The sequence below is a fragment of the Streptomyces sp. NPDC092370 genome, assembly GCF_044755265.1.
Lineage (GTDB): Bacteria > Actinomycetota > Actinomycetes > Streptomycetales > Streptomycetaceae > Streptomyces.
Window position 1 is genome coordinate 1042574 of record NZ_JBIVQO010000002.1, and the last position, 21117, is coordinate 1063690.

Consider the following 21117-nt stretch of genomic DNA (forward strand, 5'->3'; position numbering starts at 1 on the left):
GTCGAGTGTCCCGCCGGCGGGACACGGAATGCCCCGGCCGCAATCATGTAAATGCGATGCCCACCATGCCCCGAAACACCTCGGAGAACACGTGCTCTTCCCGGTCGATTCCTGGATCCGCGGCTTCGGTCTCGCGCCTGCCGCGCCCGCGCGACTCCTGTGCTTCCCTCACGCCGGCGGCACCGCGGCCTACTACCGTCCGCTGGCGGCGGCGCTCGCTCCGGACGTCGACATCCTCGCCGTGCAGTACCCGGGCCGACAAGAACGCTTCCGGGAGCGGCTCGTCGACACGGTCGGCGAGCTGGCCGACCGTGTGGCCGACGCGGTGCGTCCGCTCCTGTACCAGCCCCTGTCCTTCTTCGGGCACAGCATGGGAGCCGCCGTGGCCTACGAGGTGGCGCTCCGGCTCCAGACCCGCGGCCACCGGCTGCGGACCTTCTTCGTCTCCGGCCAGAGCACTCCCGCGGCCCGCCGCGACCGCGGAGTCCATTCCCTGCCCGACGACCTGCTGGCCGCGGAACTGGAGCGCCTGGGCGCGACGGATCCGGCCATCCTCGCCGACCGTGAACTGCTCGGCGTCCTGCTGCCCGCGATTCGGGCCGACTACCGGGCCATCGAGACGTACCGACGGAGCGACGAGCCCACCCTCGACTGCCCGATCGTGACCCTCACCGGTACCGGCGACCCGAACGTACGGCCCTCGGAGGCGGCCGCCTGGTCCCGCCTCACCCGCCACGACTTCGCGTTCCACGAACTGCCCGGCGACCACTTCTTCCTGGACACCCAGCGGGACCGCGTGTGCGAGATCCTGCGCAGACACCTCGCCCCCTCCCCCACGGCGGACCGTCGCTGATGCCGACGGCGGCACGCACGGGGCGCCGCCGTATCAGGCGCCGAAGGCGGCCAGGTGCTCGCCGGTGAGGGTGGAGCGGGCGGCGACGAGGTCGGCCGGGGTGCCCTCGAAGACGATACGGCCGCCGTCGTGGCCGGCGCCGGGGCCGAGGTCGATGATCCAGTCCGCGTGCGCCATCACCGCCTGGTGGTGCTCGATGACGATGACCGACTTGCCGGAGTCGACCAGCCGGTCCAGCAGCCCGAGCAACTGCTCGACGTCGGCGAGGTGCAGACCCGTGGTCGGCTCGTCCAGGACATAGATCCCGCCCTTGTCCGCCATGTGCGTGGCCAGTTTCAGCCGCTGCCGCTCACCGCCGGAGAGCGTGGTGAGCGGCTGGCCCAGGGTCAGATAGCCGAGCCCGACGTCCGCGAGCCGGCCGAGGATGGCATGGGCGGCGGGGACGCGCGCCTCACCGGCGCGGAAGAACTCCTCCGCTTCTTTGACTGGCATCGCCAGCACCTCGCTGATGTCCCGCCCGCCGAGCCGGTACTCCAGCACCGCGGCCTGAAACCGCCTGCCCCCGCACTCCTCGCAGGTGGTGGCGACTCCGGCCATCATCGCCAGGTCGGTGTAGATCACCCCGGCGCCGTTGCAGGTGGGGCAGGCGCCCTCGGAGTTGGCGCTGAACAGGGCGGGCTTGACGCCGTTGGCCTTGGCGAAGGCCTTGCGGATCGGCTCCAGCAGACCGGTGTAGGTGGCCGGGTTGCTGCGCCGCGAGCCGCGGATGGGCGCCTGGTCGACCGACACCACGCCCGCGCCCGCCGGGATCGACCCGTGCAGCAGCGAACTCTTTCCGGACCCGGCGACCCCGGTCACCACGGTCAGCACCCCGAGCGGGACGTCGACGTCGACACCCTGGAGGTTGTTCGCCCGCGCCCCGCGGATCTCCAGCGCACCGTCCGGCTTGCGCACCGACTCCTTCAGCGACGTCCGGTCGCCGAAGTGACGGCCGGTCAGCGTCCCGCTGGTCCGCAGCCCTTCGACGGTGCCCTCGAAGCAGACGGAGCCACCGGCCGTCCCGGCGCCGGGTCCCAGGTCGATCACATGGTCGGCGATGGCGACGACTTCGGGCTTGTGCTCCACCACGAGCACGGTGTTGCCCTTGTCCCGCAGCCGCAGCAGCAGGCCGTTCATCCGCTGGATGTCATGGGGGTGCAGACCCGTGCTGGGCTCGTCGAAGACATAGGTGACGTCGGTGAGCGAGGAACCGAGATGGCGCACCATCTTCACGCGCTGCGCCTCACCGCCCGACAGTGTGCCCGCGGGCCGCTCCAGCGACAGATAGCCGAGCCCGATCTCGACGAACGAGTCGAGGGTCTGCCGCAGTGTCGCCAGCAGGGGTGCGACTGACGGTTCGTCCAGCCCGCGCACCCACGCGGTCAGGTCCCGGACCTCCATCGCGCACGCGTCGGCGATGCTGATCCCCTTGATCCTGGACGCCCGGGCCGCCTCGCCCAGCCGGGTCCCGTCGCAGTCGGGGCAGATGACGAATGTGACGGCCCGCTCCACGAACGCCCGGACGTGCGGCTGCAACCCGTCCTTGTCCTTGGCCAGCACCGACCTGCGCACCTTGGGGATCAGTCCCTCGTAGGTGACGTTGATGCCGTCGACCTTCACCTTGGTCGGCTCGCGGTGCAGGAAGTCGTGCAGTTCCGTCTCGGTGTAGTCGCGGACCGGCTTGTCGGGGTCGACGAAACCCGACCCGGCGAAGATCCGCACGAACCAGCTGCCCACCTTGTAGCCGGGGACGGTGATCGCGCCCTCGTTGAGCGACTTGCTGTCGTCGTAGAACTGCGTCAGATCGAGGTCGGTCACATGGCCCGTGCCCTCGCACCGGGGGCACGCGCCGGCAGGCTGGTTGAAGCTGTAGTGGAACGCAGGCCCGGCGCTCGGCTCGCCGAGCCGGCTGAAGAGGATCCGCAGCACGGCGTTGGCGTCGGTCGCGGTGCCGACGGTGGAGCGGACATTGGCGCCCAACCGCTCCTGGTCGACGATGATCGCCGTGGTCAGCCCTTCCAGCACGTCGACCTCAGGCCGCGCCAGCGTCGGCATGAAGGTCTGTAAGAAGGCGCTGTACGTCTCGTTGATCAGCCGCTGCGACTCCGCGGCGATCGTGTCGAACACCAGCGAACTCTTACCGGATCCGGAGACGCCGGTCAGCACCGTCAGCCGCCGCTTCGGGATCTGGACGCTGACGTCCTTGAGGTTGTTCACCCGCGCGCCCTGCACGCGGATCATGTCGTGGCTGTCGGCGATACGACGCGGCGCGCTCGACGTCCTGTCCGTCCTCGCGGCCATGCTCATTCCTGTCTCCCTCTCTCACGCCCGGGCGGCCGTCACGTCCTCATCCCCCGTTCGCCCGACCGATCTAACCAGGTCTTAGAAGCGCCCGCCCAGCGGTGGGTTGGTGAGGCGCCGGGACCGCTTGTCGGCAGGTGAAACCACAACGGCCAGGTGGATCGCGTCCCGCCGAGTGGAGCCGGTCGAGCGCCTGAGAGGTCGGCCTCAGCGAGTCCCGGAAAAGTCCGGGCCAGGGCCCGTGTGCAGCGCCGGTCGGCAGGGGGCGGCCGCATGGGGCGGCGTCGGCGAGGGGGTGGAGGCGCTACTGGGAGAACGAGAAGTACAGGGTTCGACCGTAGTCTCCCGTTGCCGTGGTGGGGCCGCCGCTGGGGCCGAGCGCGGACGGTGCGTCGAACTTGGTGCCGATCGCCGGGATGGCGTCGAGGAACGACAGGTCTCCCTTCGGGGAGGGGGGCGCGGTATGGCGGGGGTCGGGGCCGAACCGGGGGGTGAAGAGGCGAAGGTAGAGGTTCTCATCCTCGCAGACCATGGTGATGCGTCCGGCGGTGGTGTGCAGGGACGCCCAGCGGACGTCCGCGTGGTAGCCCTTGAACTCCGGGTACACCCAGCCGTCGGCACCGGTCGCGGTGTCGTTGTACTGCTTCGTCCAGACGTCCGTCGCGACGCCGCGCAGCCGGTTCTTCCACACCCTGTGGGGTCCGTGGCCGAGCCATGTCACGCCGGTCACCTGCGATTCGGGATGGTCGAAGCCCACGCCGAAGAGGTCGTGCTCGCCGGTGAGGTGGTAGCGGTAGTCCAACCGCAGCCAGCCGCTGGGGTACAGACGCCACCGGACGTGGCGCAGTACGCCGGAGTACTCGGCCCGCACCGTGTAGGCGTAGCTGCCGGGCCCGTGTGTCAGGCGGGTGAGGTCGGCCGTTCCGGTGGTGGGCAGCGGGCCGCGGGACAGCGCGAAGTCCGTCCCTCGGTGGGTGACGCCGGCCAGCATGCCCGTCGTGGCGTCGAGCGTGACCGTGGTGTGGCGGGACGCGAGGGTGAGCCTGTCGTCCGCGAGCCGGCCGCGTACGGCCGGTCCCGGGCCCGTCCGTACCAGTCGTCGGGCCTGGTCGGCGGCGGAGGCGATGGTCCATGTCCAGCGGCGGATCTCGCGGCCGTCGGCATCGGTGACGATGAGCGCCATGGCGTCGGCGCGTCGCCAGCCGGACGGCAGGGGCAGCCGCAGCGTTCCTTGCGCGCCGGGCTCGATGTCGGGAGCGGAGGCAGTGCCCTGGGCCCGCACCGTGTGGCCGTCCCGCCGCTGGGCCGGGGTGCGGAAGTCCAGGAGCCGCCAAGTGAACCGGCAGGTGCGGGTGTTGGTGAAGGCGTAGTGGTTGGTGAGGCCGATCCGTCCGCCGAAGTCGTCCGGCAGGCCGGAGGTGAACCGCTCCGGCTCGGCGAGTTGTACGGGAGACCAGATGTCTCTGATCGTGTAGAAGCTGGCCTCCTTCTCGCGGAAGGGGCCGAGGATGCCGTCGGGCGCGGCGTTGCCCGCCACATCGATGGCGCCGCCGAGGTCGTCCCGCACGATGCCCTCGTCGACCAAAGACCACAGGAAGCCTCCGGCCGAGAGCCGTTCGCGGCCCATCAGCTTCCAGTAGTCGTCGAGCCCCGCGCCGGCGCCGCCGTCGTAGAGGCCGTGGAGGAACTCGGTGGGCATGAAGACGTCGCCCTGTTCCTGGAGGATGCGGCGTGTGCTGGCGTACGTCTCGTAGTGGTCGGTGTTGATGCCGCCGAAGTTCGCCCAGGGGTGGAGAACGGTGCGTTGCTGGGGGTCGTGGCGGGCGTAGTCGTCGTCGAGGGCGGTGTTCCAGCCGCCCTCGTTGCCGTTGCACCAGAACAGGATCGACGGGTGGTTGACGTCACGGGTGACCATCGAGGCGACGAGGGGCCTGCCCGCCGCCTCGTCGTAGGACTTCTGCCAGCCGGCCAGCTCGTCGAGCACGTACAGCCCGAGTTCGTCGGCGAGGTCGAGGAAGTGCGGGTCCGGCGGGTAGTGGGCCATCCGGACCGCGTTCATGTTCATCTCCCGCATCAGGAGGATGTCCTTGCGGCTGATGCGGGCGCTGGTCGCCCGGCCGGACGTGGGCCAGATGGTGTGCCGGTTGGCTCCTTTGAGGAGGATCCTGACGCCGTTGACGTACACGCCGTCGCCGGGGCGCACCTCGACGGTGCGGAAGCCGAATCGCTCGTCGACGCGGTGGACGGTGCGGCGGTCGCCGGAGCGGAGCGCGACCTCGACGCGGTAGAGGTGCGGGGTCTCAGCCGTCCACTGCCGGGGGGAGTCGACAGTGGTCCTGAGGGTCACCGTCGTGGCGCCGGGAGCGACGGCCGCGGTGAACGGGGCGCCGACCGGGCGCCCGGAGAGGTCGGTGACCCGGGCGACGAGACGGTCGGCGGAACCGGTGCCCGACAGATGGGCGTCGATTCGCAGCGTGCCGTCGGCGCGGGCGTCGACGGCGATGCGTTCGATGTGCTGGAGTGGGAACGCCTCGAGATGGACGGGGCGGTAGATGCCGCCGAAGTTCCAGTAGTCCCCGAGGCGTTCGGCCCGGTTGACGGAGTCGTCGGTGGACTCCTTGCTGACGGTCACCTCCAGGAGGTTGTCCTGCCCCGGACGCAGCTTTCCGGTCACCTCGTGCCGGAACCGGTAGAAGCCGCCGCGGTGGACGGGCCCGGCCGGCTCGCCGTTGATCCACGCCTCGGTCTCGGTCATCGACCCCTCGAAGACGAGGAAGACGCGTCTGTCACGCCAGTGGGCGGGCGGCGTGAAGGTGCGTCGGTAACGGCCCTTCTCCTCCGGGCGCAGATTCCACCCGTAGTTGTACGTGCCGTATCCGTGGAACTCCCAGTTGGACGGAACCGGGATGCTGCCCCAACTGCCGCTGCGCCGCCCGCTGGTGCACAGGAAGTCCCAGTCGACCGGGTTGTCGGCGTCCTCACCGGACAGGAACAGGCGCTCGGTGCGCGTGGAGGCGTCCGTTCCGTCGGCCGTCTCGGCCTCGGCGGCCCGGGCCGAGCCCGTGGGAAGGCCTCCGGCGAGGGCCGCGCCGGCTGCGCCCAGGATCAGAACGCCACGGCGTGACAATTGCATGACATCTCCAGCCTTCAGAAAACCATCGGGAGGGAACGGCGGGGACGTGCGCGTAGTCGACGGGTCCGGGGCGGCACCCGTTCGTCGAAGCGCCTGCGTCTGCACGCGGTGCGCGGGCGGGGAAGGGAGGGCAGCAGCCCTCTCAGTCCTGGGCGGGGGTGTCAGCCGAGGCGCCACTGCTGGTTGCTGCCGCCGTTGCAGTCCCACAGTTGGACCAGTGCGCCGTTGGCGGTGGAACCACCGGTCACGTCCAGGCACAGGCCTGACTGGACGCTGGTGACGGTGCCGTTGGAGTTGCGGTTCCACTGCTGGTTGGTGCCGCCGTTGCAGTCCCATATCGCGACATTGGCGCCGGCCGTGGCGCCGGTCGCGTCGAGGCACTTCGCGCCGCCGTAGACGGTGAGCTGCTTGGTCGACGTGCTGGTCCAGGTCTGGTTGGTGCCGCCGTGACAGTCCCAGATGTGCGTCTGGGTGCCGTTGGTCTGCGAAAAGCCGGGCACGTCCAGGCACTTGCCGGAACCGCGGACCGGACCTGTGGTGGTCCCGCCACTCCCGCCGTCGAGTCCGAAGAAGGCGATGGCCCGGGCCGCCATGCCGCTTTCGGGCAGGGAGTGCCCGACCCCCTGGAAGCTGTTCGCCTCGACCGGTGCCTGCGTGCCGGAGGAGCCGTAGCGGGTGCGGGTCCAGTTGGACTGCGGGGAGTCGGTGAAGACCGGGGTCTGGCTCACTCCCAGCACATTGGTCCACTGCTTGATCTCTTCACCGAAGTTCGCGTAGTACAGCGCGTCGTCCTCGGTGCCGTGCCACAGCTGCATCCGCGGCCGCGGGCCGGTGTACCCCGGGTAGGCGTTCCGGACGAGGTCGCCCCACTCCTGCGGGGTCTTGCTGATCTTGCCGGTGGCGCAGTCGGTGTTCCAGCCGGAGCCGTTGGTGGTGGCGAAGCAGCCGAACGGCACGCCCGAGAACGCCGCACCGGCCTTGAACAGGTCGGGGTAGGAGCCGAGCATGACATTGGTCGTCATCGCGCCCGACGAGGCGCCGGTGACGTAGACCCGGCCGGGGTCGGCGTTCATGTTCTGCAGGGTGTACCGGACCATCTGGGCGATGCTCGTGGGGTCACTGCCCCCGTCGTGCTTGAGCGCCTGGGGCGAGGAGACGTCGAAGCACTGCCCGCTGACGTTCGCGTCCGGGTAGACGACGATGAACCCGTGCTGGTCGGCCAGGCGGGCGAACTCCGTGTTGGCGTGGAACGTGGGCCCCGTGCCGGTGCAGTAGTGCACCGCCACCACCACCGCCGGTCGTGCCGGAGCGCTGTCGGGCTTGTAGACGTACATCCGCAGGTTGCCGGGGTTGCTGCCGAAGTTGCTCACCTCGGTCAGTGACGCGGCCGACGCGGTGGTGGCCGAGGCGCCGGTCAGGACGAGCGCCGCGATCAGCGGCGAGATCGCCATCAGCAGGGCTACCAGTGCATCTGTGACGCTTCTCTTCTTGGACTTCCGGGACATGAAGGTGTCCTTCCTGGAATCCGGCGCGATCGGGACATGACCGGCTGGTGAAGCGCTTCGACGGTTCCATTGTCCTAGGCGTGGTGTCAATGCCTGGTGGTAAGCAAGGTAAGGTCGCCTTCATTCCTCTGTTTCAGCAGAGAATTCTCATTCACTCGAGTTGTCTGGTGAAGCGCTTCAACACGGACCTGCTGGGTCACACCGAGCCATGAGGCCCCGTCAGCGGCACCGACGTGCCGTCTCGATGGGGCTCTGGTGCGGGCCTCGGCCGTCCAGCCCCACCGCGGCAGCCGCACGTACGTCGCGCGGGCTCGCGCCGAGTTCACGGCGGCAGGCCTTGTTGAAGGCCTGGAGGTCGGCGATGCCCACAGCCGCGGCGACGGCGGTGATGGGCAGGGTGGAGGACAGCAGAAGGTGACGGGCGCGCTGAAGGCGTCGGTGCCGGATGTACGACACGACCGTGAGGCCGGTTTCCGCACGGAACACGCGTGTCAGGTGTGTGTGGGAGATTCCGACGGCGCGAGCGACGTCCGGTACGGACAGCGGACCTGCCAGGTGTTCCTCGACGTAGGCCTGGGCTGCGGCCACGAAGGGGTGGCGCCGCCCGGCTCCCTCGCCCTTCGGCAGCTCGGCGACGCGCCACAGAGCGGTCCAGACCTCGGCCGTGGCTCGTGGAGGAGAGATCGGCATGGCCGTCACAGCGCGTCGGAGCAGGTCGGCCAGGTGGGTGCTCTCGGCCGCGGCGTCCTGCATCACCGGCACCACCCGCGTGGTTCCGCCCTCGTGCAGCCGCAGGTGGACGTAGAAGTGTTCCGACCTGCCCCGGTAGTGAAAGTGCACCTCCGTGTTCGGCGGCACGAGGCTGACGTGACCGGGACGTATGGGGTGGACCGACTGCCCGAGAGACAGAACTCCGTCGTAGTGGTAGAGGTGCAGCTGCCACAGATCAGGCAGCCGGAAGACATCGTGGGCGGTGGAGACGCCGTGTACCCCGATGCCGGCATCAACCACGGTGGGCGCCTCGTCGAGCCGCAGCGTTACGTGTTTCACGAGGACGGAAAATTACCAGCACTGGACGATTTCAGCCCACGACCGAGCCGGACTGGGCACCTACCTTCGTCGCATGGCAACCAGCAAGCAACTCCTGACATCTGTTCAGGTGGCGCGCTTCGTCGGGCAGGGATTCCTGCGCCTGGACGGGGTGGTGCCGCAGGAGATCAATGAACGGGCCATCGCGGCCTTGACCGAGGGCCTGCCTGCGGTGCCCTACGGCACTCCGCTGCGCGGGGCGTTCGCGCAGGACACCTTCGTCCACGAGCTGCTCGCGCTGCCGGTCGTCGCGGGCGCTGTCGAGAGCCTGGTAGGCCCCGAGCCGACCGTCGACCACCATGCGGTGCATGTGCGCGAGCCGCACGAGGGACAGGCGCAGCCGCTCCACGGGGACGCGATCATCGACGTGCGGCCCGATGCGTTCGACATCCAGCTCATGTACTACCCGCACGAGGTGACCGCCGAGATGGGCGGCACCCTCAGTGTGCCCGGTAGCCATCTGCGCAGGATCAACGAGACGGACGTCGGCCGCGTCCAGAACCTCCGGGGGCAGACCCGTCTGACCTGCCCGGCGGGCACGGTCGTCATCGTGCATCACGGCATCTGGCACAGTGGCCGCCGCAACGACACCGCGGGCCGGCGCTACATGTACAAACTCCGCCTCAACCCGACCGTGCCGCAGGTACGTCTGTGGGACGTCTCCGACCTGCACGACCCTGCGGTGACCGCGGAACTCAACACGCACTTCCCCTGGTACGAGTGGGCCACGGCCCGACTGGAGATCTACAACCGGGTCCTGCTGTGGCGGGCCCTGACCGGAGACGACTCGTTCGACGTCGACTACTGGGTCACGCGCGTCAGCAACCGGCCGGCCCTGAGGAGTCACGCATGAGGCAGCAGGTCCTGGTCCTCTATCTCGCGACGTCGGCGCTGGACTCCCCCGTCGTGGGCTGGTCACGCTACGACGGGACCGGCCGGACCCGTCCGACGACCGGTGACAGCGACGAGCCGCCCTATTCCACCGGGCTTGGCGCGTTGCGGGACGGGTGGCGTCTGTTCCAGGCCTCCCAGCTGCTGCCCCCGCAGCCCGGTCACGAGTACGACGTCTCCTTCCTGAAGCACGAGTTCTTCTTCGAGAAGGTGGAGGACGGCCTTCATCTTTGAGGCAGGTGAACGCTTCGACAGAACTCCCTGCGTTTATCTGTCTCACCCTCGTGCAGACCGTCTCGAGAAAGAGATTGCGGAGCCCGGTGACATTCGAAGCGCTTCGACCATATGGTGCGACGAATGAAGGGCATGTATATAACGCAGCGGCAAGGCGCTCGACGTGTCCGGCGCGAGCACCGTCGACGGGACGGCCGTCCATCAGTGGGCCCGCCACGACGGGGCCAACCTCCGGCTCCCGTTCGTGGCCCGGGGCGGCGGCTGCCACCGGCTGAAGGCACAGCACTCGGGCAAGGTGCTGGACACGCCCTGCCAGGGTGAGGCGACGCGGCACCGCGACGATGAAGCCGAGGCCGCGCTGTTCGAAGAAGTCGACGGCCGCGAAGCACTCCTGGACTGCGTCTCGGACCACGTCCCTCCGCCGTGGCGGGGCCGCCGGCCGATGACGGCCGCGGCCCCGCTCGGGTGTGTGGGTCAGGACGGGTCGCCGTACTGGAGGCCGCGCCCGTTGGTGCCGACGTAGACGCGGCCGTAGGTGTCGGGGTCGCCGGTGATGACGCCGACGCCGCCGATGGCGCCCCACTGGTGGGCGTCGTCGTTGACGCGGAGCCAGGTGGCGCCCTTGTCGGTGGAGCGGAAGACGCCGGTGACGTCCTTGACGGTGCCGATCAGGTACAGGGCCTGGTAGCTGGTGCCCGGCTTGGCCTTGCCGAAGCCGAGGGCGGAGGCGGACTGCACCGACCTGAGCGTGGTGAAGGTGCGGCCGCCGTCGGTGGAGTGCAGGAGACCCTTGGTGTTGCCGGCGATCCACAGGTCTCCGGCGATGCCGGGGACGGCTTTGAGCCGGCCGTCGGGCAGGTTGCCGGCGCGGGCGGTGAAGGTCGCGCCGCCGTCGGTGCTGGCGTAGAGCGTGCCGCCGGACAGCGAGTAGAAAGTCCTGGCGGAGGAGCGGTCGGCGACGACCACGGCGCCGTTGCCCAGGCCGCTGACCTTCGACCAGCTTGCCCCCTTGTCGGTCGAGCGGTACGGGACCTGACCGGCCTGGGTCCAGACGATGGTGGAGCCGTCCGCCGCGAGCGCGACATGCCCGTCCTGGGCACTGGCCACCGGCTCCGCCTTGAAGCCGTTCCAGCTGCTGCCGCCGTCGGTGGAGTAGGCGCCGTCCTGCGCGCCGCCACGGCCGACACGGACCATCATCGAGGGCTTGGACTGGGCGAAGTCGATGTCGGTGCTGTTGGTCATCAGCGGGTTCTTCAGCCGCCCGGAGGGCACCTTGGTCAGGGAATCGTGCCGGAAGCCGCCCTGGTCGCCCATGGCGGTGATGACGGTGGCGCCCCCGGGAGGGGCGATCGCGTCCAGCAGCGCTGTCTCCTCCAGCCCTCTGGCGCCCATGCTCCAGTGGCTGGTGCCGCCACTGTCGGAGGCGCCTGCGTCCTTGCTTCGCAGGATGCCGTTGCCGGTGCCGTAGAGCACGTGCCCGGAGTTGAAGGGATCGATGGCCAGGGCCGTCATCCAGTGCCCGGTGTGGGTGCCGACGTAGGGAGCGGCGGCGGCGCTGCGCACCGACTTGTCGGCCAGCGCCTTCCAGGTCGTGCCGCCGTCGGTGCTGCGGTAGACCTCGTCCTCAGGCCACCAGCGGCCGAGGGTGGTGACCATCACCGTGGAGGGCTTGCGCGGGTCGACGGCCAGACCGGAGAACCCGTAGTCGCCCTTGGACGGGGAGATGTTCTTCCACGCCCCGCGGTCCGGCGTGTACTTCCACACCGAGCCCGCCGTCACGCCGTTGGGTCCGAGGTTGTTGGTGTACGTCAGGTACAGCGAGCCGTCACCGGAGAGCACGCCGTGCTGCGGCAGCTCGCCGGTGGGCTGCCCGGAGACGGCCTGCCAGCTGCCGCCGCCGTCGGTGGACCGGTACAGGGAGGTGGACCTGTCGGCGACGCCGACGTAGATCGTCTTGCTGCCGGCCGGGCCGTACGTCACGAAGGAGACGCCGGCGCCACTGCTCGCGCCGTCCTTGACGGGGAACGAGGAGACCTGCCGCCATGTCACGCCGTGGTCGTCACTGCGCCACAGGCCGTTCTTGCGGGTGCCCAGCAGCAGGGTGCCGTTGTCGGCGGGGTTGATCGCGAGCCGTTCGCCCGCGCCGCGGCCGTCCTCGTTGGCGCCCACCTTGAAGGGCAGATCGGTGCGTTTGAAGGTGCGGCCCCGGTCGGTGGAGCGCAGGATCGCGCCGTTGCCCGCCCACTCGTTGGTGTAGGTGCCCGCCCCGAGGTAGAGCCGCTTGGGGTCGACGGGGTCGGTGGCCACCGAGTCGATGCCCAGCAGGTTCCAGTCCTTCTCGCCGATCCAGTCGGTCAGCGGGATCCACTGCTCGGCCCCGGTGTCCCACCGGTAGGCGCCGCCCATGTCGGTACGCGCGTACAGCAAACCCTTCTCGCGCGGGTTGAACACCAGCCCGGTGACGTAACCGCCGCCCACCACCTGGGCGTTCTTCCACACATACGGTCCGGCCGCGGCCGTGGTCTGCCCGCTGCCGGCCCCGGCCGCCCGGGTCGCGCCCACCTTCACCAGCTTCCACTGCTGGTTGGTGGTGCCCCGGCTCGGATACTGCACGACCGTCGCCCCCTGGGCCGAGGAACCCCCGGAGACGTCCAGGACCAGGCCGCTCCTGCGGGAGGTGAAGGTGACGGCGTCGGAACCGCTCACGTTGCTGATCCGCCACTCCTGCGAGGTAGCGGAACTGTTGGTCTGCTGCTCGGCCGTAGCTCCCTGCGCGGGGGAATTGCCCGCTATACCCAGCACTTTGCCGCTGTTGCGGTTCACCAGCTCGTAGTAGCCGTCCCCGCTGGGCTTCAGCTTCCACTGCTGGTTGGCGGTGTTCTGGTCGGTCCACTGCTGGATACGGGTGCCGTCGGCGGTGGAGAAGCTGTTGACATCCAGCACCTTGCCACTGCGCACGGAAACCAGCCGGTAGTAGGCATCGCCGTCGACCGTCGCGGCCTGCGAGTCCTCCTGCGCGAACAGAAGATACGGCACGAGAACGGCGGGCACGCCGAGCAGCAGACCGGTCGCGGTCCAGCCGCGGCGGTGACGCCCGCGGCGCCCGCCGTTCGTGGGGTTGTTCATGGGGAGGCGTTCTCCTTGCAAACTGTTCAACAGGGGAAGGCAGGATCCCGACCCGGAACTGGCCGGATCCGCTTCCTTGTCGTCACAGGTTCCGCACAGGTTGCCGCGAGCCGGGAACTCTTTTCAGATCACCTCGTGGCGCGGTAGGCACTGATCACCCTCTGGGCAACGCAGTTCCGGGAGTTGGCGGTCTGCTCCTCTCGCCCCTGACCCGGCGTCGGAACCGCGCCCGAGCGGCCCCGGGTCAGTAGCCGGAGGTCACCTTGCAGGTGACCTCCGGGGGGAACTGGCCGGCCGAGGAGCCGGCTCCCACGCCGCAGTTGCCGTCGGCCTCACCCGGACACTTGATCCACAAGAGCATCTCGACGCCTCCGCCCAGCTGGTGGTCTGTACGGTGAGCGCTGTAACTCGCCGACCAAAAGCGACAGTTGCCGACTGACATGCCGAGTGACACCGAGGCCGGGGAGACCGTTGTGTGTGTGACGAGCGCCGTGGATGACGGCCGGTCGCCGAGCTGGTGGCCCGGACCCAGGCCCGTGGGGTGAAGTTCACCGGGGGCGGCCTGCTGCAGCGGCTGACCAGACGGGTACTGGAGTCCGCCCTGGAGTGGCGAACTCACCGATCACCCGGGGCGCGAGCCCGGTGAGCGGGCCCGGGGCGGCCGGGAGAACTACCGCAACGGGCACCGCTCCAACACGGTGATCACAAAGTCGGGGCCGGTCGAGATCGCTGTGCCGCGGGACCGGGCGGGGTGGACGAGATGGTCCTGTCGTTGTCGGCGAAGGAGCTGACGCATGGGGAGCGGGCGGGCCGGTTCCGGGCGGCACCCTGGTCGCCCTTTCGTCGGGTGGGCAGCAGGGACGGCGCCGCTCAGGGAGCGTCCGGCTCCGTGCGGGTGATGCGCAGCAGCGCCGCGGAGGGCGCGGTGGGCAGGGTCACGGTGAGGTCGGCGGTGTCCGGGTTCCAGACGGCAACGGCCTGACCTGCGGCGGGGTACAGCACCTCGGCTCGGGCCGGGCCGCCCGCCTGTTCGGGCAGCCGGAGGGTGGTGGTGGCCGGACCGCCCGGTCGGCGCCAGACAGTGAGGTACGTGGTGGCGGGAGTGTGCAGGGCCAGGGCGATCCAGGGGTCGTCCCAGCCGGGAAGGCCGAGCGGCCAGGACGGCACGGCCCCCGGCAGGTCGGCGCGGACGGCTTTGTACACGGCGACCGCCTCGTTGACCAGGGCGTATGCCTCGGGCCCCAGTTCCGGCAGGTGGCCGGAGAGGTGCATGCGGCCGAGGAGGGCGCCGGCCATGGTGAAGGCGACCTCGTCGAGGGAGTCCTCCGGCTGCGGATAGGCCCACACAGCGCCTTGCTCGGGGGTGACGGCGGTGGGTGCGGAGGCCGCGATGGGCGCGTAGAGCTGTAGGTTCTGTTGGTCGCTGGTGGACTGCAGTTGCAGCCGCGACAGCAGGGCGTGGTCCCAACGCATGCCGCCCGAGGCGCAGTTCTCCACTACCAGGTGCGGATGACGGTCCAGGATGCCGTCGAGCCAGTCGAGGTGCGCCCGGTTGTGGCCGAGCAGACCGGCGCCCGGGGTCTCGCCGGGGTGGGCGCTGGTGCCGGAGCCGGGGTCGATGTTGTGGTCGAGCTTGAGATAGCCGACGCCCCATTCGCCGACCAGGCGGTCCACGACCCGGTCCAGGTGGGCGCGGGCGGCCGGGTGGCGCAGGTCCAGGTGGTGCCGGCCGGTCTCCGTGAGGCGGACGCCGTCGCGGCGGAAGAACGCCTCGTCGGGCAGGGACGTGGCCATGGGGCTGTCGACGCCGACGACTTCGGGCTCCAGCCACAGGCCGGGGACCATGCCGCGCTCCCGGATGCGGTCCAGTACCTCGTGGATCCCCTTCTCGCCGGGGAAGCGGGAGGCGGCCGGTTCCCAGGCACCGACGGTGGTCCACCAGCCGCCGTTGTCACCGTCGTACCAGCCCGCGTCGATGACGAAGTACTCGGCGCCGGCCTCGGCCGCCGCGTCGATCAGCGGCAGCAGTTTGTCGGTGGTGGGGTCGCCCATCAGGCAGTTCATGTAGTCGTTGAAGATGACGGGCAGACGCCGGTGGTCGGCGTGCGGGCGACGGTGGGCGCGGCGGTAGCGGGTCAGCGCGGCGAACGCGGCGTCGGGGCCGCCGTCGGCGCTGAAGGACAGGGCGGCGGGTACGGTGCGGAAAGCGGCGCCGGGTTCCAGGGGGTGGCGCCAGCCGTGGTGGGCGTCGGTGGGCCCGAACAGTGCCGCGTAGGCCGCCCGTTCGTGTTCTTGGCACTCCCAGCGCCAGCCCCCTCCGTTGTGCTCGATCTGCCACACCCAGCTGCGGCCGGTACTCCGGTCCGTCAGTCCGCCCATGGGCAGGTGTCCGCAACTGGACCAGGTGCCCTGACCGTTCAGGGCGAAGCCGGCCTTGCCGTGCCCGTATGGCACGCGTCCGCTGACGCCGGGTGTGGTCCGGCGCATCGGCTGCCGCTGCCAGCGGCACTCGGCGAGCCAGTCGTTGTCCGCCCACAACAGGTCGGCGGCGTCGACGGCCGCCGGGTCTTGCGGGGTGAGGCAGCCCACCGTGAGTGAGCTGACCGACTCCAGGTGCAGTGTGGTCTGTCCTTCGTTGCGCAGGATCACTTCGCTGCGGAGCACGGGGATGCCGTCCGGCGACCGGTAGCTCACCTCCGCCGCCAACCCGGTTTCCGGGTCGTGGAGATGCACGGTCAGCGTGTGCCAGTCGCCGTCGCGGGCCGCGCGGTGGGCCCGGTGGCGCAGTCGCCCGCCGAGAGCGGTCCCGATCAGACGGCTGGCCGACCAGTCACGGCCGTGTCCCGCGGCTGTTACCTCAACCAGCGGCAGGGACGCACCGGGGGCGCTGCCCGCTTCGTTGGGCAGTCCGAGATGCGTCAGGCGGACGCTGCCGTCGTCGCCGAGGACGAACTCGAGATGCAGGGCGTCGTGACCCCAGCAGAAGCTCCGCTGTTCGTTCTCCATGATGTCCTTTCCAGGTCGGTGGCTGCACGGGACCGCGCGGCCCCCGGGCGGCAGTTCGTGGGCTGTGGGGCCGGTGTCTCGGTTCAGGCCGTGTTCGCCGGCGCACTCGACGGGGTGGTGTGCGGCGCGGTGACGGTCAAGGGCAGCGCGGCGCCAGAAGCCCGCGGCGCCCAGGAGCGAGCCGTAGTCGCCCGGCCCGAATTCCCAGCCGCCCATGACGCTGTTGAGGCAGTGGTCGTTGGTGGAAGCCCCTTTTCGGGGCGTAGTTGAAGAACGGGGTGAAGCTGCCGGACCACAGCCGGACTTGCCCCTGTCCAGGAAGCTGAGGGTGTGGCCGACGTTGCTCCAGGTGTACTCGTAGATGTCCCAGGTGCCGGCGCCCAGGCGGACGGTCTCGTGTCCGGAGGGCGGCAGCCCCTGAGTCGATGCGCTTCGACGCTCTGGTGAGACTACGGCCGTGTTGCCGGGGGTGACAATGGACCGCCAAGGTCAATTTTCGATAACCGGCGCAGCCGGGCGAGAGGGTACGCACCGCCTTTCATGCGACTTTACCCCTTGTGAACTGGCCTTCTGGGCGAACTCTCAGAGAGGGACGCCGACGCCGGAGGAGCGGCTCCCCACGCCTGGGCGACTTGTGATCGACGCATGACTCGACGTCGAGGCAACGTCGAAGCGCTTCGACTCCCTGACCGTGCGCTCGACGGAAGCCGTATGCCGCACGGCTCCGCAGTCGCCCACGCTTCCCACGCCTTCTCCGTCGACCTCCCGCAAGGGACTTCTCAGGAGTACCGCCGCCCCATCCCCCGAGCCGCCCACCACCGACCTGCCGTTCCGTGACCCGGCCGTCGGCACCGAGGCCCGCGCCTGGCGAAGCAGTACCGGACATCCGCGGCCGCCGCCCTGCAAGCCGCATACGCGCGCACGCTCGCCGAGCACTTCCGCATCGGCACCTGCGTGTTCAACACCGTGATGCCCCATCGGCAAACCACCTCGCCCGCGAGGCGGTGGCCCATATCGCCGGCAGTGCCCTCGTCCCGGTCGACACGCCCCTGGGCAGCCGGTTCCCGGCGCTGTGCCGAGCCGTCGACGCGGCACTCGTCAGATTCTCCTCCGCCAGCCTGCGAGAGCCCGACCGCTACGCCAGATCCCTGGACGAGGTCTCCGCCGAACCGGGCCGCTCCGCACACAACCCGCACGTGGTCACCATCCGGCCCATAGCGCCCCGCACACTGATCCGGGCTCGCGCCACGGTGGACGGCGGGGGGGGGGGGGGGGGGCGGCCCGCCCCCCCCCCCGCCCCCCCCCCCCCCCCCCCCCCCCCCCCCCCCCCCCCCCCCACCCCCCACACCCCCGCGCCACCCCCCCGCCCCCCCCGCCCCCCCCCGGGGGGGGGGGGGGGGGGGGGGGGGGGGGGGGGGGGGGGGGGGGGCGCGCCCCCCCCCCCCCGCCGTGGCGCCACCGTCTCCTACGACCCCGACTACCGCCCCAGCCCGTGGGCCGTCCGGGGCGGCGCGGAGGCGGCCCGCCAGGCCGACCTACGGCTCCCCCGGCACGCTGACGGCGTGGTGGGCGCCCTCGGCCTGGCGGGGACGCACCCGGGGCAGACACGCGTCGGGGACGACGAGGTGGAGGACGCGCTCACCGAGGTGGTCGGCCTGCTGCCCGAGGCGAACGCACTGGCGACGACCCTGCGCGATGTGCGCCACCCGGATCTCCGACGTCAGCTCGCCGAAGTGAAACGGCACCTGGACGCCATGCGTGCGGCCCGCGACGACGTGGACCGGCTCAACGCCCATGAGGCCGCCTTCCACCGCGCCGTCGTCTCGGCCACGGGCAACGAGATCCCTCCTCACTCTCCTGAAAGGGCTCTTCGGCCGCACTCTGCGCGCCCGCATCTGGCGCGGTCTGGTCGACGACAAGGCCGCCGGCCTCACCCTGGCCGAGCATGAGGCGATCTCCAACGCGCTGTCCGCCCGGGATGCCGCCCTCAGCCAGGCCGCCGCACTGCTGAACGTGAGCGACACCGAGCAGTGGCTGAGGGAGCGCCTGCGCTCGGTCGAGCCTTTCCCCCTCCGGACGACAGAGCGGAAGTGACGGGCGGGCGCTGCCTGCTCACTGGGTGTAGAAGGTGGCGTCGGCCCGGTCGGTCGCCGTACTGAGAGCCTGGACGTACAGCAGGTAGTTGTAGTGGCGGATGTAGCGGCCCGGGAGGTTGTACGACTCGTACGAGACTCCGGCGGAGTCCGCGAGGCCGGCACGGGCGGTGTAGGAGGCATCGGACGCGAACTGCGCCGTCCCGTCGTTCTTTTCCACCCACGCCTCGGAGTTCTTGTGACGCAGGAAGTAGCCGGGGAAGTTCGCCGACTCCAAGGAGACGGTGCCGCTGCCGGCGAGACCGGTGACCACACGGAACTGCGAGTCGGCCAGCGGCGCGACGTTCGCCTCGATCTTCGCTCGGTACTCCCAGTGCCGGATGAACCGGTCGGGGAAGTTGTAGGAGGAGAGCCGGACCGGGGTGACGCCGTCGGCGACCGGGATGCCGAAGTCGGGCGTGCCGTCGGCCTTCCAGTAGATCTTCTGCACGCGGGTGCGGCGGTTGGGGTCGTTGAGCGGGGAACCGCTGATGTCCTTGTAACTGCGGTCGTGGTAGACGAGGATGTCCGACTTGCCGTCCTCGGACACCGTGAACTGGTTGTGCCCGGGACCGTACTGGCTGGTGGCGGCGAAGCTGGCGAAGACCGGGCCGGCGCTCTTGGTCCACGACGAGGCGCTGAGCAGGTCGGCCGAGGCGGACGCGGTCAGCATGCCCATGCAGTAGTTGGCGTCGGTGGCACTGGCCGAGAAGGTCATGAAGACCTTGCCGCCCCGCTGGATCACGGCCGGGCCCTCGTTGACCGTCTCCCCTCCGGCGGTCTCCCACGAGGCGGTCGGCCGGCTGATCATGACCGGCGTGCCGGTGATGGTCCACGGGCTGGACATCCGCGCCACGTAGATGTTGGTGCCGCGGCCGACGGCCGGGTCGTTCTGCGCCCAGGCGAGGTAGCGGGTGCCGTTGACGACGAAGGTCGTCGCGTCCAGGGAGAAAGTGTCCAGCGGCAGGGCGATACGGCCCTTCTCCGTCCAGGTGCCGGTGATCGGGTTCGCGGCCGTGCACTCCAGGACATAGGGCCGGATCCGCCAGATGTCGTTGGCGGCACCGGCAGCGAAGTAGATGTACCACTTGCCGTCGATGAAGTGGATCTCCGGAGCCCAGATGTGGGCGCCCATCTCACCGGTGGAGTGCTTCGTCCAGATGGTCGTCTCGGCGGCAGACGTGAGCCCTTGGATCGTGGTGGCGCGGCGGAGCACGATGCGGTCGTACGCCGGGACGGTGGCGGTGAAGTAGTAGAGACCGTCGGTGTGTTTGAAGATGTGCGGGTCGGCCCGCTGCTCGGCGATGCTGTTCGTGTACGTCACACCGGGGGAGGTGGGGACGGCGGCGTGGGCGGTACCGGTCGAGACGCCGGTGACGGTGGCGGCGGCCGAGCCGGCGATCATGCCGAGGACCGTTCGACGGGTGAGCGCAGGTCTCACGGAGTACTCCCTCTGGTGCTGGTACTGGTGGTGCGGCGGACGCCTCTTCACATCATGGTCGACATATCGAACGTCGTTCGTGGCTTCGGCCAGAAAGTAAGTTCCGCACCCCTCTCCGTCAACACTTTTCACACAGATATCCGGAGCGTCTTCCCGCCGTCGAGAAGTCAGGCTCGCGCTGCTCCGTATCGGACACCCCGCGCGCCCTCCCCTTGGGCACGCAATGCACGGGCAGGATGCTCAGCCCCCATCCGGATGTATTGACGCGCCCTGTTTGCCCCCGTAAGGGCCGTTCTCTTTCCGGGGCGCAGCGCAGACCGTGGAGAGGCCCGATTCCTCCACGGTCTACGGTCTGCCGTGCGCGCTCGAAGTCCCGCTCCCGGTGCAGGAGGGGGCAGTCCCGCAGCTTGGTCCGCTGTCGTGGGAGTGCGCTCTTCCGGCCGGACGTCTGCCTGTTACGGGAGCCTGGTCCACTTCTGGTTGTTCTGGCCGTTGCAGGTCCACAGGATGACCGGGGTCCCGTTGGCGGTCCCGGCCCCGTTGACGTCGAGGCACAGCCCGGCGTGGACGTTGCGGATCGACCCGTCGGAGCCGATGGTCCACTTCTGGTTGTTCTGGCCGTTGCAGGGCCAGATGACGACCGGCGTGCCATTGGTGGTGCCCTGGTTGGAGGCGTCCAGGCACTTGTCGCCGTAGACGCGGATCTCGCCGCCGGCCCAGGTGGTCCACAGCTGGTTGGCGGCCGTGTGGCAGTCCCAGATCAGCGTCTTGGAGCCGGCAGCCGTGGTGGCACCGTCCACGTCCAGGCAGCGGCCGGAGCCGGTACCGCGCAGGCGTGCGGTGGTGGAGGCCAGGGGGTTGCCGCCGGTCACCTTGAACACGGCGACACCGTGCGCGGGGACGCTGGCCGATATCTGCCCGGAGGTAGTCGACGTGCCGCCGGTCCACAGGTCGGTGAGGGTGAACGAGCCGCCGGACAGGCCGACTTGCGCGGCCGTGGTGGTGACGGTCGCGGTGTTGCCGCCTCGGTTGAACAGGCCGACCGCGACGGAGCCGTCGGACAGGGGCTTGGCGAACACCTCGGTGTCGCCGTCGTCGCGGACTCGGCGTCCGCCCGCGCCCAGCGAGTCCTGGTTGACCGCGAGCAGGCGCGGGTTGCGCAGGATGGCGCTCACGTCGGCGGACATGGTGCGGATGTCGTTGCCGGCCATGAGCGGGGCACTCATGAGTGCCCACAGGGCGAAGTGGGAGCGGGACTCGGTCAGTGACAGGCCGGGGCGGCCGACGACCAGCATGTCGGGGTCGTTCCAGTGTCCGGGACCCGCCTGCGCGGCGAGCGGGGCGGTGACGTCGAGGACGTTGCCGAC

At 70.1% G+C, this 21117-nt stretch carries 13 protein-coding genes and 3 pseudogenes; 6 read left to right on the forward strand and 10 right to left on the reverse strand.

The window, feature by feature from the left end; genetic code table 11:
• Positions 1 to 91: 91 nt before the first annotated feature.
• The gene (locus ACIQHQ_RS11025; RefSeq protein ID WP_402611560.1) at positions 92 to 853 is read left to right on the forward strand and encodes a thioesterase II family protein; all 762 of its coding nucleotides are present in this window, start codon (positions 92 to 94) and stop codon (positions 851 to 853) included.
• A gap of 33 nt (positions 854 to 886) precedes the next feature.
• Here ACIQHQ_RS11025 and ACIQHQ_RS11030 read toward each other — a convergent pair whose 3' ends face one another.
• The 4 genes from ACIQHQ_RS11030 to ACIQHQ_RS11045 all read right to left on the reverse strand — a co-directional run bounded on the left by ACIQHQ_RS11030 (position 887) and on the right by ACIQHQ_RS11045 (position 8881).
• Positions 887 to 3199 carry an ATP-binding cassette domain-containing protein gene (locus tag ACIQHQ_RS11030; protein WP_402611562.1) on the reverse strand — a complete coding sequence of 771 codons (2313 nt, stop codon included), beginning with the start codon at positions 3197 to 3199 and terminating at the stop codon, positions 887 to 889.
• A gap of 298 nt (positions 3200 to 3497) precedes the next feature.
• Positions 3498 to 6326: a glycoside hydrolase family 2 TIM barrel-domain containing protein gene (locus ACIQHQ_RS11035; protein WP_402611563.1), complete on the reverse strand. Its 2829-nt coding sequence runs from the start codon at positions 6324 to 6326 to the stop codon at positions 3498 to 3500.
• Between the two features lie 161 nt (positions 6327 to 6487).
• Positions 6488 to 7831: a PHB depolymerase family esterase gene (locus ACIQHQ_RS11040; protein ID WP_402611565.1), complete on the reverse strand. Its 1344-nt coding sequence runs from the start codon at positions 7829 to 7831 to the stop codon at positions 6488 to 6490.
• Positions 7832 to 8050: 219 nt separating this feature from the next.
• Positions 8051 to 8881, reverse strand: a complete 831-nt coding sequence (locus ACIQHQ_RS11045) for a helix-turn-helix domain-containing protein (RefSeq protein ID WP_402611566.1) — start codon at positions 8879 to 8881, stop codon at positions 8051 to 8053.
• A gap of 73 nt (positions 8882 to 8954) precedes the next feature.
• On the opposite strand from ACIQHQ_RS11045, the gene ACIQHQ_RS11050 reads away from it, so the two are divergent.
• From ACIQHQ_RS11050 to ACIQHQ_RS11060, 3 genes and pseudogenes are all read left to right on the forward strand, one after another.
• Positions 8955 to 9773, forward strand: coding sequence for a phytanoyl-CoA dioxygenase family protein (locus ACIQHQ_RS11050; RefSeq protein WP_402611568.1), 819 nt, complete (start codon positions 8955 to 8957; stop codon positions 9771 to 9773).
• Positions 9770 to 10045 (forward strand): hypothetical protein, encoded by a 276-nt coding sequence (locus tag ACIQHQ_RS11055; protein WP_402611570.1) that lies wholly within the window; start codon positions 9770 to 9772, stop codon positions 10043 to 10045. Before ACIQHQ_RS11050 ends, ACIQHQ_RS11055 begins: the two co-directional genes overlap by 4 nt.
• Positions 10046 to 10202: 157 nt before the next feature.
• Positions 10203 to 10568, forward strand: a pseudogene (locus ACIQHQ_RS11060) (RICIN domain-containing protein); the annotation flags it as partial.
• On the opposite strand, the gene ACIQHQ_RS11065 reads toward ACIQHQ_RS11060, so the two are convergent.
• Positions 10520 to 13171, reverse strand: a complete 2652-nt coding sequence (locus ACIQHQ_RS11065) for an RICIN domain-containing protein (RefSeq protein WP_402611571.1) — start codon at positions 13169 to 13171, stop codon at positions 10520 to 10522. The pseudogene ACIQHQ_RS11060 and the gene ACIQHQ_RS11065 sit on opposite strands and share 49 nt — an antisense overlap.
• Positions 13172 to 13415: 244 nt before the next feature.
• A pseudogene (locus tag ACIQHQ_RS11070) lies at positions 13416 to 13562 on the reverse strand (endoglucanase); the annotation flags it as partial.
• Between the two features lie 123 nt (positions 13563 to 13685).
• Here ACIQHQ_RS11070 and ACIQHQ_RS11075 point away from each other — a divergent pair.
• A pseudogene (locus tag ACIQHQ_RS11075) lies at positions 13686 to 13973 on the forward strand (transposase); the annotation flags it as partial.
• A 68-nt stretch (positions 13974 to 14041) separates the two neighbouring features.
• On the opposite strand, the gene ACIQHQ_RS11080 reads toward ACIQHQ_RS11075, so the two are convergent.
• Entirely contained in the window at positions 14042 to 16177 is a 2136-nt protein-coding gene (locus ACIQHQ_RS11080) for an alpha-galactosidase (RefSeq protein ID WP_402611572.1), read from the reverse strand.
• Between the two features lie 1535 nt (positions 16178 to 17712).
• On the reverse strand, positions 17713 to 17973 hold the full coding sequence (locus ACIQHQ_RS11085) for a hypothetical protein (protein ID WP_402611655.1): 261 nt from the start codon (positions 17971 to 17973) through the stop codon (positions 17713 to 17715).
• On the opposite strand from ACIQHQ_RS11085, the gene ACIQHQ_RS11090 reads away from it, so the two are divergent.
• The gene (locus tag ACIQHQ_RS11090) at positions 17932 to 18126 is read left to right on the forward strand and encodes a hypothetical protein (protein WP_402611648.1); all 195 of its coding nucleotides are present in this window, start codon (positions 17932 to 17934) and stop codon (positions 18124 to 18126) included. The two genes, ACIQHQ_RS11085 and ACIQHQ_RS11090, sit on opposite strands and share 42 nt — an antisense overlap.
• Before the next feature lie 163 nt (positions 18127 to 18289).
• Here ACIQHQ_RS11090 and ACIQHQ_RS11095 read toward each other — a convergent pair whose 3' ends face one another.
• Both ACIQHQ_RS11095 and ACIQHQ_RS11100 read right to left on the reverse strand, forming a co-directional pair.
• On the reverse strand, positions 18290 to 19714 hold the full coding sequence (locus tag ACIQHQ_RS11095; protein ID WP_402611650.1) for a family 43 glycosylhydrolase: 1425 nt from the start codon (positions 19712 to 19714) through the stop codon (positions 18290 to 18292).
• Between the two features lie 491 nt (positions 19715 to 20205).
• Positions 20206 to 21117 (reverse strand): RICIN domain-containing protein (locus ACIQHQ_RS11100; protein WP_402611573.1); only part of this gene is annotated, 912 nt, incomplete at its 5' end.

What these genes read in the sequence shown, in the direction of transcription:
- ACIQHQ_RS11030 (WP_402611562.1), bottom strand. Translation starts at nt 3,199, where the DNA reads ATGAGCATGGCCGCGAGGACGGACAGGACGTCGAGCGCGCCGCGTCGT.
- ACIQHQ_RS11065 (WP_402611571.1), bottom strand. Translation starts at nt 13,171, where the DNA reads ATGAACAACCCCACGAACGGCGGGCGCCGCGGGCGTCACCGCCGCGGC.
- ACIQHQ_RS11040 (WP_402611565.1), bottom strand. Translation starts at nt 7,831, where the DNA reads ATGTCCCGGAAGTCCAAGAAGAGAAGCGTCACAGATGCACTGGTAGCC.
- ACIQHQ_RS11080 (WP_402611572.1), bottom strand. Translation starts at nt 16,177, where the DNA reads ATGGAGAACGAACAGCGGAGCTTCTGCTGGGGTCACGACGCCCTGCAT.
- ACIQHQ_RS11050 (WP_402611568.1), top strand. Translation starts at nt 8,955, where the DNA reads ATGGCAACCAGCAAGCAACTCCTGACATCTGTTCAGGTGGCGCGCTTC.
- ACIQHQ_RS11090 (WP_402611648.1), top strand. Translation starts at nt 17,932, where the DNA reads ATGCGTGCGGCCCGCGACGACGTGGACCGGCTCAACGCCCATGAGGCC.
- ACIQHQ_RS11085 (WP_402611655.1), bottom strand. Translation starts at nt 17,973, where the DNA reads ATGGGCGTTGAGCCGGTCCACGTCGTCGCGGGCCGCACGCATGGCGTC.
- ACIQHQ_RS11035 (WP_402611563.1), bottom strand. Translation starts at nt 6,326, where the DNA reads ATGCAATTGTCACGCCGTGGCGTTCTGATCCTGGGCGCAGCCGGCGCG.
- ACIQHQ_RS11055 (WP_402611570.1), top strand. Translation starts at nt 9,770, where the DNA reads ATGAGGCAGCAGGTCCTGGTCCTCTATCTCGCGACGTCGGCGCTGGAC.
- ACIQHQ_RS11095 (WP_402611650.1), bottom strand. Translation starts at nt 19,714, where the DNA reads ATGATCGCCGGCTCGGCCGCCGCCACCGTCACCGGCGTCTCGACCGGT.